The organism is uncultured Vagococcus sp., from assembly GCF_963518325.1.
Lineage (GTDB): Bacteria > Bacillota > Bacilli > Lactobacillales > Vagococcaceae > Vagococcus_D.
In genome coordinates, this window is the sequence record NZ_CAUQJB010000004.1 from 110,563 (window position 1) to 126,479 (window position 15,917).

Genomic DNA, 15,917 nt, shown 5'->3' on the forward strand with positions numbered 1-15,917 from the left:
TCGCCCCTTATTCTCTCTATAGACTGACTTTATCCAAGGCTTTAATGACCCGATCGCTGTCAAACGGTTTGACGATAAAATCAACTGCACCTGCCCGAATAGCGTCCATGACCATCGCCTGTTGCCCCATGGCACTACACATCAACACTTTTGCATTTGCATCGAAGGCTTTAATTTGCTTTAAAGCTTCCACGCCATCCATCTCTGGCATGGTGATATCCATTGTTACTAGATCAGGATTAGCACCTTTGTACTTCTCAATAGCTTCCAAACCATTGGCGGCTTCATCAACAACCTCATATCCATTTTTTTCTAAAATATCACGTAATTTCATTCTCATAAATACTGCATCATCAACTATTAATACTTTTTTTCCCATTTTTTTCTCTCCTACACACCAATAGATTTGAATAATTTCTCCAAGACGCCCTCTTTGGGAATAAAATATAAAGAAGCTTCCATTTTATCGCCTAAGTAGAAAAATTCATTTTTTATTATCATCACTTGTTCATCGTATTGATCAAATGCCATATACAGACTACTGATGACCGCACCAAACATATCAATGGTTAACAACGGCACGGAAGACACTAAATTAACATCCAACACTTTACTCGTGGCATTCAAAAAAGAATTAACGATGATATTCACCAGTTCTTTTGTTGCCGATTCTTTTAGCAAGTCTGTTTTTTCCACTGATTCCGGCATCATCATATCCGTAATCGCTTCTGTAGAATCGCTGGATAATGCGAATAAAAAGACACCACCCGCATCGCCATAGATTTGACTCATAACAGCATACACAATTTGGTCTTCTGCCATTATCTTAGCGTAAAGTTCTTGATAATCCATGATTTCAATCACCGGCACTAACATGTTAACAGGCTTTTCAATTAATTGGGAAATACTGGTAGCCGCATGGCCACCTCCAATATTTATCAACTCTTTTAAGACATCCAGTTGCATCTCAGTAAACCCCTTATCCATAGACACCACCCACTTCTTGGCAAAGAGCATTTATATCTAAAATTAGGGTAATGTCACCGTTCCCTTGAATCGTTGCACCTAAATATTTGTTAATTTCTTTTAGTTCACGACCCAGTTTTTTTATGACAATTTCTTGTTGACCGATCAGTTCATCAACCAACAAAGCATAATACTGCTTACCCAATAAGACCATAATCAGATGAGGCCATTGATTGTCTTCTTTAGAAGGAATCGCCAAGGCTTGATTAACTCGAATAACTGGTGTTGCTTCTCCTCTATAAAGATAGATTTCCTGATGATGAACTTGCACAATTTCTTCAGGTGCTATTTCAATGACTTTTTCGATTACCCCTAAAGGCAAGGCAAAGGTTTCTGACCCTACTTTAACTACCAACGATTGAATAATCGACAAGGTTAAAGGCAAATTAATGGTAAAAGTAGTTCCTTTATCCACTTCACTAGTCAGCTCTATGGTCCCTCCAAGACTGGAAATTTTAGAATGGACCACATCCATTCCAACCCCACGCCCCGATACATTAGTCACTTCTTTAGCTGTAGAAAAACCCGGATGAAAAATTAAATTTAATAGTTCTTTTTCACTTAATCCAGCCGTACTCACCCCTTTGCGTTCGGCACTTTCAGAAATCAACTCAGGGTTTAAGCCTTTGCCATCATCAGAGACGGTCATCACCACGCGATTCCCTTGTTGATAGGCTGTCAATTTAATCATGCCTACAGATGGTTTTCCTAGTTCGCGGCGGCGATCAGCTGTTTCGATTCCGTGATCTGCCGAGTTACGAATTAAATGTATTAATGGTTCACTTAATTCAGAGACGACCGTTCGATCCAGTTCAGTGTCCTCTCCTTCAATTTGAATATCGATTTCTTTATTCAAATCTCGGGCTAAATCTCTCACAACACGAGGAAATCGATTCATCACCACACTGACTTGCTGCATTCTAATTTTTAGAACGAGATCCTGTAGTTCTGAAGTAATCCGTGCCACCTGTTCAAGAGGTTCTTTAATTTCAGTCCCGTTGGTTTGGGCACTCAAATTTTCCAAACGCGTACGGTACACAACTAATTCAGAGACCAAATTCATAAAGGAATCTAGTTTACTTAATTCAACACGAATCGATTGGTTACCATGATCATTTTTAACGACTTTTTTGGCCTCAGTTGTCTTTGTCTCTTCGACTGCTACTTCAACTACCCTTGATTCCATCCCTAATTGTTCAATCTCATCTAAACTAATACTAGTGACAATCACTGCTTCGATTTCGCTGTTACTTAAAATCATTGATTCCACTTTATCAGTGAGTTCCTGACTGATATAAAGCATCATAAAAATTTGGTCGAATTCGCCATTTTCCAGTAGTTCTGCAGTTGGTTCTGTATGTATAACTTCGCCATGGTGTTCCAATTTATCCATAATTAGGAAAACCCGCGGCCCTTTCAACGTACATTCAGCTTCCAATTTCACAGCAATGCCATAGGCAAAATAGCCACGGGCAATAGCCTCTGCAGCAATTTCACGATCTGAATCAGACAGGTGCTCAAATTGCAACCTAAAGTCTTTCTTTGAACGAACACTGACCTCTACCAATTCTCCACCCTCTGCGGCTGTTAAACGTTGGATCAGTTCAGCAATCATCTGTTCATCTATGGAGACGTCTTCTCTTAAAGCTTCCACAATTTCCGCTAATTTATCCAAACAATCAAAAATCAGGCTAATCGTGTCAGCATTAATAGCCAGTGTCCCATTTTTAAATAGCTGGAACAAATTTTCCATCCTGTGAGTCAGCTTCGCCATGGTGTCATAACCCATTGTAGCCGCCATTCCCTTTAATGTATGGGCTGAACGAAAAATGCTGTCCAACAGCTCACTACTTGGGTTGTTTTCTAAATCAAGAACGCTAGCGTTCAAATTTTCTAAATGTTCATCTGTTTCCTCAAAAAAGAGGTCGCGGTATTTACTGTTATCATCCAATTAACTCACCTCATCTCTTTTTATTGTTTTTGGTAAATAAATGTGGATATTTTTTTAAAGCCAATCGCTTCTGGATTATTAATTGTCTCCGTCGCACCAGTAAAGAATAGACCCCCAGGTACTAAAGCATCATGAAATTTACGATACAACTCATCTCTCGCATCATTTTTAAAATAAATAGTCACATTACGGCAAACAATCGCGTGAAACTCCTTTTCAAAAGGACTCTGAAGTAAATCGTGTTTCTTAAAACGAACTCTTTCTTTGATTTGAGGGGTTAAATGATGAAGCCCTTCCTCTTCTTTAAAATAGGCAAGGCGATCCGCTGCTGTGACATTTTTTAATTCACTTTCTTTATAAACCCCAGCTTTGGCTTTCCCTAAAATTGGCTCATCAATGTCCGTCGCTAAAATCCCTTCTTTGAGTTTCAACTGATGCTTATGGGCTAATATAGCAATGCTGTATGGCTCAGCTCCAACAGAGCAGGCGGCACTCCAAATTTTCAAGCGACCAAACTGCGATGCTTGCTGAACCAATTCTTTTTCAAATGTCTTAAATAAATCAGGATTACGGAAAAATTCCGTGACATTAATGGTTATATAGTCCAAGAACTCACTTTTAGTCTCTGGTTGAGTACTAATCAACTTGGTGTAATCTGCCAACGTTTCGGCCCCTGCATTGCGCATGACACTGAGTATTCGTCGCTGTAACTGCTTTTCTTTATAGGCATGCAAGTCAATTCCCAAATTAACTAGTACCCACTGATAAAATTCAGCAAAGTTTACGTCCATTGTTTCACCTTTATCATCCAATTTAGTCGTTCCCCAATTTCATTTAAGCTTGCTACTTCGTTTACGACGTTTGCCTCAATTGCCCGCCTTGGCATGCCAAAAACCACTGAGCTAGCTTGATCCTGAGCGATGGTATAACCGCCCGTTTCTTTAATATCAGCCATTCCATCGGTACCATCATTGCCCATCCCTGTCAGAATAATCCCAACTAATTCCTGACGATAGATCTGAGCTGCGGACTCAAACAAATAATCAACAGCCGGTCGAACACCGTGGATCTTCTCTTCCCTTGACAACCTAATTTGATTACCTATTAGTCTTAGGTGGAAATCTCCTGGTGCTAAATAAACCGTCCCTCCGGTAATAATCATCCCATCTGCCGCCTCCACTACTTTAACCGCTGCCTCTTGATCTAATCGTTTAGCAAACGACTGCGTAAAACCAGCTGGCATATGTTGAACAACAAAAATCGGAATTTTAAGCTCGGCTGGAATCTGCCGGATCAAATTCATTAAGGCACGAGGCCCACCAGTAGAAGCACCAATGACAATCCCTTTAATCCGATTAGGAAATTGACGAGTAGTTTTAACTTGATTTTTTTGGGATACAGGCGTCGAAACACTTTCAGCAATTGAATTTAGCTTGCGACCTAATTCATCAGCAAAATCAGTTTCAATCTTAACGAGGTTTTGCGGCTTCTCAATGAAGTCCATAGCACCAAGTTCCAAAGCTTCGATGGTAATATCTTCACCTGCATGAGAGCTCAACATAATGACAGGTATTCCAAATTCTTTTTTTATTAACTTGAGTGTATCCAAGCCATTTAGTCCGGGCATTTCAATATCCAATGTAATGACATCTGGTTTGTATTTAGGAATCACCCGTAGCGCATCATCACCACTGCGGGCGATGCCACAAACCTCAATACCATTAAGAAATTTAATTTGGTCGGCGATAATCTTCCGCATAAAAGCTGAATCATCCACTACTAAAACATTAATGGTCATGGCTATCCCCTTTCTCAATCACGTTATAAGTCAATTATCTCTCGATTGACCATTTTAACAGTTACGGCTAATGAACTTAAGTCAACAAAAAATGAGCGCCCCATATTGCCACCTGTATGACTGGCTAAAATAGGAATGTTCAACTCATTTAAAATAGCTTCCACTGCTTCCACATTGCGTTCACCAATATTGCGGTTATTTTCAAAGTTAAACATACTGGCACCACCTGCAAATTTAGCGACTAAGCGTGCTCGCGGACACTTGGCTTTAATCTTTGATACCATTAAAGGGACAGCCAGATCTGCAAATTTTTCTTTTTTTATTTCCGGACGACCTTTAAAGAGTTGACTGTCAGGCAACATGATGTGACTTAGACCGCCTATTTGCTGCCTTTCATCGTAAATGGCAATGGCAATGCAAGACCCTAATCCCAAGGTCATCAATTTATTTGGTGCTTCACTGATTTTATAGTCTGAAATTCCAACCTTAATTTCTTGCATCACTCAGCCGCCACGTCTTCTGTTAGTTCATCACATTGAGGCCCTTCGATTTCTTGGTTGAGTTTGTCCAACATGATATTGTCAGCAAATAAGGTTTCCATTTCCAATTGAATGATAATGTCGTGATTGGTTTTAATAAAACTATCAATGTAAGCTTTATCGATGGTTAAATCACTGTCCACACATTCAAATTGAACCACATCAAAATCTTCGATACCCGTAATCAATTCTACTAACAAACCGATTAATTGGGCTTGCCACTGAACCACGATGAGTTTAGCCATCTCATTAATACTAGTCGGCTCATCGTATAAGCGCCATCCTAAATCAATGATTGGCAACACTTGTCCGTTGTATTGAATCATACCTAAAACAAATTTTGCCGTTTCAGGTACTGGGATCGGTGGCTCCCATTGAATAATCTTTTCTATTTTCTCAATTGGCAGACTAAAACGTTGCTTATGGCTTGCAAAAACAATTTGTTTTTCCATCTATTTCCTCCATCTATCTACATCCGTTAACATAATCAGGTCGATATCCCCTAATTTCAAGGCCTATCTACCTGATTACAACAGCACTCATCGTTACTTCGTTTTAAAAGCATTTGCTTGGAAACGTAACAATTCAGCGATTTTTTCCAGTTCGCTGATATTCGTGGAAAATTCTTCCATCGTTGCCAAAATCTCTTCTGCATTAGCAGAAACTTCTTCGGTACCCGCAGAATTTTCTTGAGTAGAAGCAGAAATATTTTCAACAGAGAACAAGACGCCATCTTTTTGTTTTTTCACTTCTTGACTTAACATGTCGACTGCTTGAATTTCTTGAATCAATTGTTCAAACTTATCTGATACTTTATTGGCTGAATCAATGGCATCGTTAATCGCTCGAGTTTGTTTCTCGCCACCTTCATAAGAATCCGTCACTTGGCCAACCATGCCACTTGACTTGTGTTGAATTTCTTCGATAATACCTTCAATATCTTTAGTTGAAGCCGAACTTTGTTCCGCTAATTTGCGAACTTCTTCAGCTACTACAGCAAATCCTTTACCCGCTTCACCTGCACGAGCCGCTTCAATAGAAGCATTCAAAGCCAATAAATTCGTTTGTGACGAAATATTAGTAATCACTTGAATAATTTTATTAATATTTTGAATATCAGCATTCATACTACTCATATTCGTCACTAATGTCCCTAATTTCTCTCGCTCAATTTCCCAACTTTCATGAACATGGAACATTAACTCAGAATTACGCATGTTAATCTCAGTGGCTTTTTTAGCATCGCTATTCATATCAACTGCACTTTGATGAATCACTTCAATCACTTCTCCTAATTGATTCATCTCTGTCACCGTCCGTTCGGCGTCCACCGCTTGAGAACTAGTAGCTTGTGCGATACCTGTAATGGTTTCAGACACTTCTTCCGTTGCTGAGCTTGTTTGTTTCGAAATATCAGCTAAAGATACGGACATTTCAGCAATGTTAGTACTCTCTTCCTGAATACCTTGTACTAAACCAGCAAAGCCTGTCAACATATCATTGTAAGCATTGGCAATCTGATCAACTTCAGTTCCATCTTCCTTGATGTCACCTGTACCAACTATTTTTTGAATCCACGGATGTCTGTCAGTTTTTGTCTGATCACCATCTATCGCACGAATATTGGTGATTTTTGCTGTTAAATCCCCTTCACTTGCCCGTTTAAAGGAGTTGACCAATACTCTTGCAGCTTGAATGATAACCCGCGATAACATAAGGGCAATCAGTGAACCAATAATGCCCCAGCCTACAACCACGACTGCCGCTGCTTTTATAAATGAATTACGCTCGTTGTTTAACTCTTGCTTCTGAACACCTGCAAATGTCACTAAGTCAGTTTTTGTTTTAGAGTAATATGATTGGCCGGTGTTAGTTTTAACATGGCCTTCTTCACCTGTCATTTTTTTAAAATAGGCTGACTTAGCTAAAGAAGTGCCAATTTCTTTCTCAATTCCTGAGCCAAGAACTAAGCCATCCTTAGTTGCCAAAACCATCCGGCCAGTATTTCCTACTTTAGTTTTTTCAATGATTCGACCAATCTCAGCAAAGTTGACATCGACGCCAATGACCCCAACTTGTTTGCCATTTTTATCAACAGTCGTCGATAAAGTCATGACAATTCGTCCTGTGTTGCGATCAGCGATTGGCTCACTCCAAGCCATTTTCCCCGGTGTAGCCAAAGCCGCTTTATACCAAGGTCTAGTTAAAAACTTGCTCTCAGTATCATCCATACGCACACTTGAAATCAATGTACTACCTTGTGGTACATAATAAATGTCTTCAATGTTGACATCCGCATCCTTCACCAAAGCTAAAACCCGTCGTAAGTTCTCTTGTTCAGTAAAGTTTGTCACCGGATTTAATACCTCGGGTTGAACCATAACAGTTGCCATGATATTCTCAACACCTAACTGAATGCCATCTAAGCGATCCGCTATCCGTTCGGTGCTATTTTTTTCCTCAATACTTATGCGACTGCCTATCATTGTCGTCATAATACGCAAATTAAGTAATAGAACAATAATCACTGGAATTAAACCAATTGCGATTAAAAATGTCACAATCAGTGGTCCCAGAGATTTAGTTCTTTTTTTTCTCTTCTTCTCCATCCAAAAAACTCCTTTAAACTAAATTATTCTTTCTCTGAGTTTATCGGCTATTTTTAGACAAAAGTTAAAGTGTTAATTTTATATTTTTTTTCGCAACCTTGAACCAGCCATTTGTCGACAAAGTAAAGTCTTTAAATGATGAAAACATCTCGTTCGTCAGAAGGTAACCCATAATTGCCTGCGGCTTGATCGCGAACGATTTCCCCATTTTTTATTTCCAGCACTCGGTAACGTATCGTATTAACAATCGTACTGTTATGAGTGGCCATCATAATGGTAGTTCCCAACTGATTTAATTGATAAAATATCCGCATGATCTCGATAGAGGACTTCGCATCCAAGCTACCTGTCGGTTCGTCTGCAATAACAATTTTCGGTCGATTAGCAATCGCACGCGCAATCACAACCTTTTGCTGCTGACCTTGTGATAGGTCGGCAGGCAAGGTATCCTTGTAAGCCAACATCCCTACAAGCTCCAAAGCGTCCAAAGCTTTTTGTTTGATACTTCTACGATTTGCCTCAACTGCTTGCAAACTGTAGAGAATATTTTTGTAGACACTTAAGTTATCTAGCAACAGCACTTCTTGGGGAACGATGCCCAACTGGCGTCTTAACAAGGGAATCCGCTGTTCCTGAAGATTGAACAAATTAGCATTACCGATTTGCACAGCCCCTTTAGTCAAGCGTTCTTCACAAGTTAATATTTTAATTAACGTAGTCTTCCCTGCGCCACTTGGACCAACAAGATAAATAAATTCTCCTTGACTAATACTGCATGAAATTCCCTTTAAAGCCCATGTACCATTACTGTATTTTTTAAACACATTCGTTAACGTAATCATCTCTCCACAACTTTCTAACTGACTCCATCATGTAAAATAATTCGAACAGATAGACCCACTGGATTATTTAACAGGAGCTATCTAATTAATAGAAAAATTGATTGCCTCAATAATTGGCTGGATACTTGCATAATATTTACGGTCCACTATATGCAACAAGCGACACTTCCTCTTATTGTTTAAATTCATTAATCCGCTGCATCATTTCATCTGTCGATTGTAGTACCTTAGCATTCATTGAATAAGCCCGCTGAGTCACAATCATGTCAGTCATTGACTCTGCTAAATCCACATTGGAACTTTCCAAATAGCCTTGTTTTATTGTACCAACCCCCTCAGGATTGGTCTGGGAATTTTGCAGAACCCCACCATTAATTCCAAACTTATTTTGACCCAAAACTTTTAATTGGCTAGGATTATCTACATTAAATAAAAGAACTTTGCCTACTTCTTGAGCGCCCACAAAGATTGTCCCATTTTCGCGAATCGACGGTGATCCCGCTGGCCATTGTCCTTGAGGAACTGTATATGCCACTTCCAATCGATCGCCGCCACTATTGCGCAAGATTCCATTCTGATCGGGACGAAACCCACCATCGCGCGTTAAAACTAATTGATTATCCGCTCCCCTGACACCAAAAAAACCTTGACCCGCAATGGCTAAATCATAAGGACCTCTCCCAGACACAAGTCCTCCTTGAGAGACGTTGAGACTACTCTGACTAACCTTGACACCACGATTAATACCGACGTTCGTCGCGTTAGGACTTAAGTCCACCGATCCTGTCACATCATTTAACAGTAATTCCTGAAAGACCGATTCTGTCTTTTTATAACCTGATGTATTGACATTAGCTACATTGTTAGAGACTGTATCCAAATTGTGTTGTAATCCTTTTAATCCGGTTAAACTAATTGATAATGACTGATTCATCTTTTCCTCCTAGACCTTTCCAAGTTCGTTTGCCGCACGACGCAGAGTCTCATCAGATGCATGCAAGGCTTTTTGATTGGTCTCAAATTGACGAGCGGTCTCGATTAGCCGCGTCATCTCTTCAACCATGTCGACATTTGAGCTTTCCAGATAGCTAGCTTGAACCACGGTTTGATTATCCACTTGACCATTAACACCTGTAAAAACTGTTTGACCTTGACTTGTTAAATCCTTTGGATCATTGAAACGAGTTAATTGAAAGGCCGGTTGATTCTTTAGCTGGTCAGCTGTAATGCCTTGGCCATTCTGTCCTAATACCAAATAACCTTCCTGCGTTATCAATTGATTGGCTTCGTTTAATGTAAAATTACCATTGCGAGTATAGGCTGTTTGGCCATTGGCAAGGCGAACATTAAAATAACCATCACCCATTAAGCCAAAATCAGTTTCCCGACTAGTTGCTTTCATTCCACCTTGATCCATGTTTTTACTAACACCATCTAATTGATTACCAAAAACAAAATCACCAATCTCATTGCGCTGGTCTAAATTAGGGCCATTTAAATGGTTAAACATTTGGACAGCTGGCGTGGTCGTTTGATTCAACTGTTGAGCCTTATAACCATAAGTATTTATATTAGCCACATTGGCACTAATATTTTCCTGCTTTTTTTGGAGAATATTCAAATTGCGCTGAATGGTATCCATACTTCTAATCATGCTAATTCACCTTCAATCAATTCTTTTAGTTTAAGTAAAATTTTACCGTGAAGCTGAGACACTCGAGGGATGGAAATTTCCAATATTTCAGCTATTTCTTTCAATGTTAGTTCTTCCACATAATACAAATTCAAAATAATTTGCTCTCGCTCAGCTAATTGCTTAACTGCTTCACTGAGGGCTCCTTTCCGTTCTTCATCAAGCAGTAATTCGTCAAAAGGGATCATTTGATCATCTTCAATCACATCTTTTAATTCAAGAACTTCGCCTTGATTATTAAAGATGGTATCTTCTAAAGAGATATTAGCTAAATAGTGAACTGTTTCATGAATTTTTGACAATTGCTTACTATTTATCCCTAATTCATCACAAATTTCCTGATCAGTAGCAGCTGCCATCTTTCTTTTTTCAACGACTTCTTTTCCTCGGTAAAACTCATCCAAATTAGTCATCCGGGTCCGAGACACTCGTGAAGTTTTGCGAACTTCATCAATAATAGCACCCCGAATACGAATATAAGCATAACTTTCAAAAGGGACTTTCTTGGTCACATCAAACTTCTTTAAAGCATCCATCAGCCCAATGACCCCAATATTAAATAAGTCATCTTTATCGTACTCACGGTTTTTAATATCAATTCGGCTAACTACCCGTTCTACAAAAGGTAAATATTTTACGATCTCCTGTTCATAATCTATTTCATACACGACTCTAGCCCCTCCATCTTCTATTCATTACCTTTGTTCGCCTCTATTCTGCTAAAGAGACCATTCCCACAGTTTCAATTGCCACTTCATTAGGAATCTCATTGAGGGACAAAACACCCAAGTCCGGAAAATTGTAAGAAATTAACTTTCTAAATATTAGGCGCATATTGGGTGATGCTAAAATAACATGAGTCACATTCTCTCCAACTAACTGATGATGAGCGTGACTTAAACTATCAAATATTTGTGTGATAACCTCTGGTTTTAATATTGGAATGGAACCAGTAGTTGTTTTTTGAATACTTTTTGACACCAATTCTTCCACTTCGGGATGCAACGTAATGACTCGCAGCGTATTATCATCTGCTAAATATTGTTTGACGATGGTCCGTTTCAACGATTGGCGAACATGTTCCGTTAGGACTTCGGAATCTTTTGTTGTTGTTCCAAAATCGGCTAATGTTTCCAAAATCGTGACTAAATCATTAATGGGAATTTGTTCCTTCAGTAAATTTTGCAGGACTTTTTGAACCTCTCCTAACCGCATAATTTCCGGAATCAATTCATCAATCACCACATTATATTTATCCTTAATACCTTCCAGTAAATGTTTGACCTCCTGGCGACCTAAAAGCTCGGCTGTATTGCTGTAGATTACTTCTTTTAGGTGAGTGGCAATCACTGTCACAGGCTCAACTAATGTGGCCCCCTGCAAATCTGCTAACTCCCGATCCTGTTCATCAATCCACATAGCATCTAATCCAAAAGCCGGCTCTTTCGTGGCAATCCCCTTAAAGGACAGCTGCTCATTCTCAGGATTAATAATCATGTATTTTTGAGGGTAGATATCCCCTCTTCCCACTTCATTCCCCTTAATTTTAATACAATAATCATTGGGATTGAGTTGCAAATTATCACGAATCCGGATTGGCGTTAAAAGTACCCCTAATTCATGAGCACATTGCTTCCGAATATTGATAATTTGTTTCATTAAGCTGTTATCTAAACTGTCGTCGGTCATCGATATCAAGGCATAACCGATTTCAATCGAAATGGGCTCAACTTGAAATGACGATACACTGTCATCTTCTTCCAGTTCTTTCTCTTTTTGTAACAAGGTTAACGCCTGACGTTGTTCCATTAACCGCTGCTCTTCATTTTTCTCTTGAGCCTTCATGCGGTAACCAATCGTGGCAAAAACAGCTGCCACAATAAAAAAAGGTAATTTTGGGAAACCTGGAACCATAGAAATAATGACTAAGACTATGGCCACAATATAGGAAATCATTGGACTGCGGAACAAATCAGCTTTAATAGCATCTCCAAAGGTATTGTTATCATCTGAACGGGTGACAATAATCCCCGATGACACCGAGATTAACAAGGACGGAATTTGGCTGACCAAGCCATCCCCAATCGATAGCTTACCAAATTTATCCAAAGCTTCAACGACACCCATCCCCTGCCCCATTGAAAATATTAAAATACCGCCTATTAAGTTAATCAAGGTGATGATAATGCCCGCAATGGCATCACCTTTAACGAATTTACTCGCACCATCCATGGCTCCAAAAAAACTAGCTTCTCGTTGAAGATCTTTCCGCCTTTTTTTGGCATCTTCTTCACTAATAATACCTGCATTTAAATCGGCATCAATGGCCATCTGCTTCCCTGGCATCGCATCTAATGTAAAGCGAGCTGAGACTTCTGAAACGCGACTGGCTCCATTGGTTACCACGACAATTTGAACAATTGTAATAATCACAAAAATAACAGCACCTACGATGTAATTATTCCCCGCTACAACATTGGCAAAAGCGTCAATCACATGTCCCGCTGATCCTTTTGTTAAGACCAAACGAGTAGAGGAAATGTTCAATCCTAACCGAAACATCGTCGTAATCAACAATAAGGTGGGAAAGGTAGAAAATTCCAAAACATTTTTTGTAAACAACGTAATAAGTAGAACATTGATTCCAATAGTGATATTAATAATTAACAAAAAATCTAAAATACTACTAGGTAAAGGGATGATGATTAACCCTATCACCGCAACGACGATAAATGAGATGATAACATCTGAATAATTAATCGTACTTGCTTTGTTTTTTGAAAAAATACTTCCCATGTTACCCCTCTTTATGTCAACTGTAAGGTTTCGACAAACTAATGTTCCAATATGAAACTACCAGCCAAATATCGTAAAATCCGTGCTTGACTGACGATTAAGTTAATCATAATTGAAACCATACTTTTGATTATTTTTACAAACTTTCTCTCGTTAACAATCCCTGGTAAATGACCGATTAAATAACTATAAAGTTCCTGTTAAAAAATCACGATCAACCGTTAAACTTTCAGCTTATGTTCAGCTGAAAGTACCACTTTTTGCTCATGATTATGTTGATAATCTAGCGAAACTATATGCTCAAATGATAATACGGGATGTATTTATATCGATTCTATTAGGCACAGTTAAACAAGCTATTTTCTCATTTAGTTAGATATAAAAGCCTTATATTTTACCTTTATTAGCCTCATTTATCTGATAGACCAAAGCTAGAACTTCGGCCATCGTTTCGTACATCTCAATGGGAATCGGTTCTCCTACATTAGTAGATTTATATATTGCTCGTGCCACCGGTTTATTTTCAATTAGCGGAATTCGCTGACTCTTGGCTTCTTCCCGAATCTTTTGAGCTAAAAAGTCGGCGCCTTTCGCAATGACTATTGGCGCACCATCACGGCTTTTATCATATCGAATAGCAATTGCTAAATGAGTTGGATTGGTTAACACGACCGTGGCATCCTTGACGTTATTCATCATGCCACCGACCATTTGCTGGTACATCCCTCTGCGCTGTGATTTCACATGAGGATCACCTTCCTGTTCTTTGTACTCGTCTTTAATATCCTGCTTGGACATCCGCAAGTTTTTGCGAAACATGAAACGTTGATAAATGTAGTCAATAATACCTAGAACGCATAAAACAAACGCTATTTTTAAACTCAATTTGCGAATAAATTCTAAGACAAAGGGCAATAATCGTTCAACACCATAATTACCAATATTCAAAAAATCGGCCACAACCGTTTTAATCTCATTCAAGGTCAAATAAAAGATCAGCACTAATTTACAGAGATTTTTAACAAGACCAAACATGGCCTTGGAGCTAAAAATATTTTTAAAACCGCTAATAGGATTAAGTCGCTTAAAATCTGGTCTTAATGGTTTGCCTGTTAGCAAAAAGCCAACTTGACCAAGACTGACAATCCAAGCACTTAGGAACCCCAAAGTCAAAAACGGCCCTATCATCACCATAAATGCCAAAACACTTTGAAAACCAATTGCGCCTAAATTATTTTCTAGGTTAGCCACGTCGTAACCTTTGGAAAAATGGCTCTCTAAGAGCCTAAAACACTGCTTGGTGACAAACTCCCACAAAGGGAGAATCAAGGTCGCAAAAACCGCAAAGGTTACCGCTGATGTCAGCTCAGGACTTTTGGTCAATTCCCCTTTTTGCCTAGCATCACGCAGACGCTTAGGAGTCGGTTTTTCTGTCTTTCCATCTTTATCCGCCACTCACCTCACCTCACTTTATAAGAGATTCAACAAATCCGTGCAAATACTCACCGATTTTCGGCATAACATGAGTAATTGATTGGACTGCATTTGGCAATAACAACATCATAAAAAAGAAACTAACTAAAATTTTCAATGGCATACCTAACATCAAAACATTAATTTGGGGCACACTACGGGAAATAATTCCCAATACGATATCAGCAATTAAAGCCACAATGATCATAGGTGCTCCTAGAACCAGTCCTATTCGAAAAACCTCCGAAAATAAATGAACAACACCCTCGACACTGATTCCAGACATCGAAGCTGTCCCAATGGGGACTAACTGAAAAGAATCAAGCAACCCTTGAATCACCACATGGTGCATATCGGTGAAAAAGAAAATACTTAATGCTAACCAATAATAAAGACGGCCATAGTTAGACGCATGAACCCCTGTAGCTGGATCGAAAATCGATCCCATAGAAAACCCAACTTGGAAATCTATTAACTGACCGGCAATTTCAATTCCCGTAAAAATCAACTGCGTCACAAACCCCATTGCCAATCCAACCAAAACCTCACGAATCACATAAAAAAACAGCACATACAGGTTTGCAACAACTACCTGCTGCTCACTCATACCACTCACAGACATCGTAAAGGCAATCGCCAACATGACCTTAGCCACAGTAGGCATACTTTTAAACGAAAAACCCGGTGAGACAACTATAAATGCCGTAATCCGACTAAAAATCAATAATAAGTCAATCAATTTCTCTGACACTCTAACACCTTCTTGAAAAGCGATCTCATTACGTCAACATCACCAATGACTGACTCATTTCTGAGAAAGATGGGTGTTTCACTCAAATGAGCTGTTCTAAGGATGTAACATGGAACATAAAACCAATTAAATAATTATAAGGTGGAGATTAATTTAAAAATCGACTTTGTAAACTCTACCAGCGTATTTAACATAAAATTCCCCACAAAAATCAAGGTTAAAAACACCGCAATTAATTTAGGAACAAAACTCAACGTTTGTTCCTGAATTTGAGTGGTCGCCTGTAAAATACTAACTAACAAACCAACAACCATCGCAACTCCTAATACTGGTCCGGCGATCATAATAATTTTTAAAAAGGCTTCGCCAATTACATCTAACACTACTTGTACCGTCATCTTTTTCCCCTCTTGTAACACTTGATTTGACCGGTATGGAA

General features: G+C 39.0%; 16 protein-coding genes. All 16 read right to left on the reverse strand.

Annotated features, from left to right (window positions below; translation table 11 throughout):
- Nucleotides 1-16: 16 nt before the first annotated feature.
- The 16 genes from RWN13_RS05290 to fliQ all read right to left on the reverse strand — a co-directional run bounded on the left by RWN13_RS05290 (nucleotide 17) and on the right by fliQ (nucleotide 15,876).
- Nucleotides 17-379, reverse strand: coding sequence for a response regulator (locus RWN13_RS05290; protein ID WP_314061211.1), 363 nt, complete (start codon nucleotides 377-379; stop codon nucleotides 17-19).
- Nucleotides 380-390: 11 nt separating this feature from the next.
- Complete coding sequence (locus RWN13_RS05295; protein ID WP_314061213.1) at nucleotides 391-987, reverse strand: chemotaxis protein CheC; 597 nt, start codon at nucleotides 985-987, stop codon at nucleotides 391-393.
- A complete protein-coding gene (locus tag RWN13_RS05300; protein WP_314061216.1) occupies nucleotides 980-2,977 on the reverse strand; it encodes a chemotaxis protein CheA in 1,998 nt (665 codons plus the stop codon). The genes RWN13_RS05295 and RWN13_RS05300 overlap by 8 nt, the downstream gene beginning before the upstream one ends.
- Nucleotides 2,978-2,997: 20 nt before the next feature.
- Nucleotides 2,998-3,768, reverse strand: a complete 771-nt coding sequence (locus RWN13_RS05305) for a protein-glutamate O-methyltransferase CheR (protein WP_314061218.1) — start codon at nucleotides 3,766-3,768, stop codon at nucleotides 2,998-3,000.
- Complete coding sequence (locus RWN13_RS05310) at nucleotides 3,759-4,775, reverse strand: chemotaxis response regulator protein-glutamate methylesterase (RefSeq protein WP_314061221.1); 1,017 nt, start codon at nucleotides 4,773-4,775, stop codon at nucleotides 3,759-3,761. The genes RWN13_RS05305 and RWN13_RS05310 overlap by 10 nt, the downstream gene beginning before the upstream one ends.
- Nucleotides 4,776-4,798: 23 nt before the next feature.
- Nucleotides 4,799-5,275 (reverse strand): chemotaxis protein CheD, encoded by a 477-nt coding sequence (locus RWN13_RS05315; RefSeq protein ID WP_314061223.1) that lies wholly within the window; start codon nucleotides 5,273-5,275, stop codon nucleotides 4,799-4,801.
- Nucleotides 5,275-5,766 (reverse strand): chemotaxis protein CheW, encoded by a 492-nt coding sequence (locus RWN13_RS05320; RefSeq protein WP_314061224.1) that lies wholly within the window; start codon nucleotides 5,764-5,766, stop codon nucleotides 5,275-5,277. The genes RWN13_RS05315 and RWN13_RS05320 overlap by 1 nt, the downstream gene beginning before the upstream one ends.
- 93 nt (nucleotides 5,767-5,859) lie before the next feature.
- Nucleotides 5,860-7,923, reverse strand: coding sequence for a methyl-accepting chemotaxis protein (locus RWN13_RS05325; RefSeq protein ID WP_314061225.1), 2,064 nt, complete (start codon nucleotides 7,921-7,923; stop codon nucleotides 5,860-5,862).
- A gap of 131 nt (nucleotides 7,924-8,054) precedes the next feature.
- Nucleotides 8,055-8,765, reverse strand: a complete 711-nt coding sequence (locus tag RWN13_RS05330) for an ATP-binding cassette domain-containing protein (protein ID WP_314061227.1) — start codon at nucleotides 8,763-8,765, stop codon at nucleotides 8,055-8,057.
- A 172-nt stretch (nucleotides 8,766-8,937) separates the two neighbouring features.
- On the reverse strand, nucleotides 8,938-9,699 hold the full coding sequence (locus tag RWN13_RS05335) for a flagellar hook-basal body protein (RefSeq protein WP_314061229.1): 762 nt from the start codon (nucleotides 9,697-9,699) through the stop codon (nucleotides 8,938-8,940).
- 9 nt (nucleotides 9,700-9,708) lie between these two features.
- Nucleotides 9,709-10,419, reverse strand: a complete 711-nt coding sequence (locus RWN13_RS05340; protein ID WP_314061231.1) for a flagellar hook-basal body complex protein — start codon at nucleotides 10,417-10,419, stop codon at nucleotides 9,709-9,711.
- On the reverse strand, nucleotides 10,416-11,126 hold the full coding sequence (locus RWN13_RS05345; RefSeq protein WP_314061233.1) for a FliA/WhiG family RNA polymerase sigma factor: 711 nt from the start codon (nucleotides 11,124-11,126) through the stop codon (nucleotides 10,416-10,418). The genes RWN13_RS05340 and RWN13_RS05345 overlap by 4 nt, the downstream gene beginning before the upstream one ends.
- Before the next feature lie 43 nt (nucleotides 11,127-11,169).
- Entirely contained in the window at nucleotides 11,170-13,254 is a 2,085-nt protein-coding gene (gene flhA / locus RWN13_RS05350) for a flagellar biosynthesis protein FlhA (protein ID WP_314061235.1), read from the reverse strand.
- A 387-nt stretch (nucleotides 13,255-13,641) separates the two neighbouring features.
- Nucleotides 13,642-14,709 carry a flagellar biosynthesis protein FlhB gene (gene flhB, locus RWN13_RS05355; RefSeq protein WP_314061238.1) on the reverse strand — a complete coding sequence of 356 codons (1,068 nt, stop codon included), beginning with the start codon at nucleotides 14,707-14,709 and terminating at the stop codon, nucleotides 13,642-13,644.
- Nucleotides 14,710-14,719: 10 nt separating this feature from the next.
- Nucleotides 14,720-15,478 (reverse strand): flagellar biosynthetic protein FliR, encoded by a 759-nt coding sequence (gene fliR, locus RWN13_RS05360; protein WP_314061239.1) that lies wholly within the window; start codon nucleotides 15,476-15,478, stop codon nucleotides 14,720-14,722.
- 134 nt (nucleotides 15,479-15,612) lie between these two features.
- A complete protein-coding gene (gene fliQ / locus RWN13_RS05365) occupies nucleotides 15,613-15,876 on the reverse strand; it encodes a flagellar biosynthesis protein FliQ (protein ID WP_314061241.1) in 264 nt (87 codons plus the stop codon).
- Between the last annotated feature and the right edge of the window lie 41 nt (nucleotides 15,877-15,917).

What these genes read in the sequence shown, in the direction of transcription:
- RWN13_RS05340 (WP_314061231.1), bottom strand. Translation starts at nt 10,419, where the DNA reads ATGATTAGAAGTATGGATACCATTCAGCGCAATTTGAATATTCTCCAA.
- RWN13_RS05315 (WP_314061223.1), bottom strand. Translation starts at nt 5,275, where the DNA reads ATGCAAGAAATTAAGGTTGGAATTTCAGACTATAAAATCAGTGAAGCA.
- RWN13_RS05305 (WP_314061218.1), bottom strand. Translation starts at nt 3,768, where the DNA reads ATGGACGTAAACTTTGCTGAATTTTATCAGTGGGTACTAGTTAATTTG.
- RWN13_RS05295 (WP_314061213.1), bottom strand. Translation starts at nt 987, where the DNA reads ATGGATAAGGGGTTTACTGAGATGCAACTGGATGTCTTAAAAGAGTTG.
- RWN13_RS05290 (WP_314061211.1), bottom strand. Translation starts at nt 379, where the DNA reads ATGGGAAAAAAAGTATTAATAGTTGATGATGCAGTATTTATGAGAATG.
- RWN13_RS05320 (WP_314061224.1), bottom strand. Translation starts at nt 5,766, where the DNA reads ATGGAAAAACAAATTGTTTTTGCAAGCCATAAGCAACGTTTTAGTCTG.
- flhA (WP_314061235.1), bottom strand. Translation starts at nt 13,254, where the DNA reads ATGGGAAGTATTTTTTCAAAAAACAAAGCAAGTACGATTAATTATTCA.
- fliQ (WP_314061241.1), bottom strand. Translation starts at nt 15,876, where the DNA reads ATGACGGTACAAGTAGTGTTAGATGTAATTGGCGAAGCCTTTTTAAAA.
- RWN13_RS05325 (WP_314061225.1), bottom strand. Translation starts at nt 7,923, where the DNA reads ATGGAGAAGAAGAGAAAAAAAAGAACTAAATCTCTGGGACCACTGATT.
- RWN13_RS05330 (WP_314061227.1), bottom strand. Translation starts at nt 8,765, where the DNA reads ATGATTACGTTAACGAATGTGTTTAAAAAATACAGTAATGGTACATGG.
- RWN13_RS05310 (WP_314061221.1), bottom strand. Translation starts at nt 4,775, where the DNA reads ATGACCATTAATGTTTTAGTAGTGGATGATTCAGCTTTTATGCGGAAG.
- RWN13_RS05335 (WP_314061229.1), bottom strand. Translation starts at nt 9,699, where the DNA reads ATGAATCAGTCATTATCAATTAGTTTAACCGGATTAAAAGGATTACAA.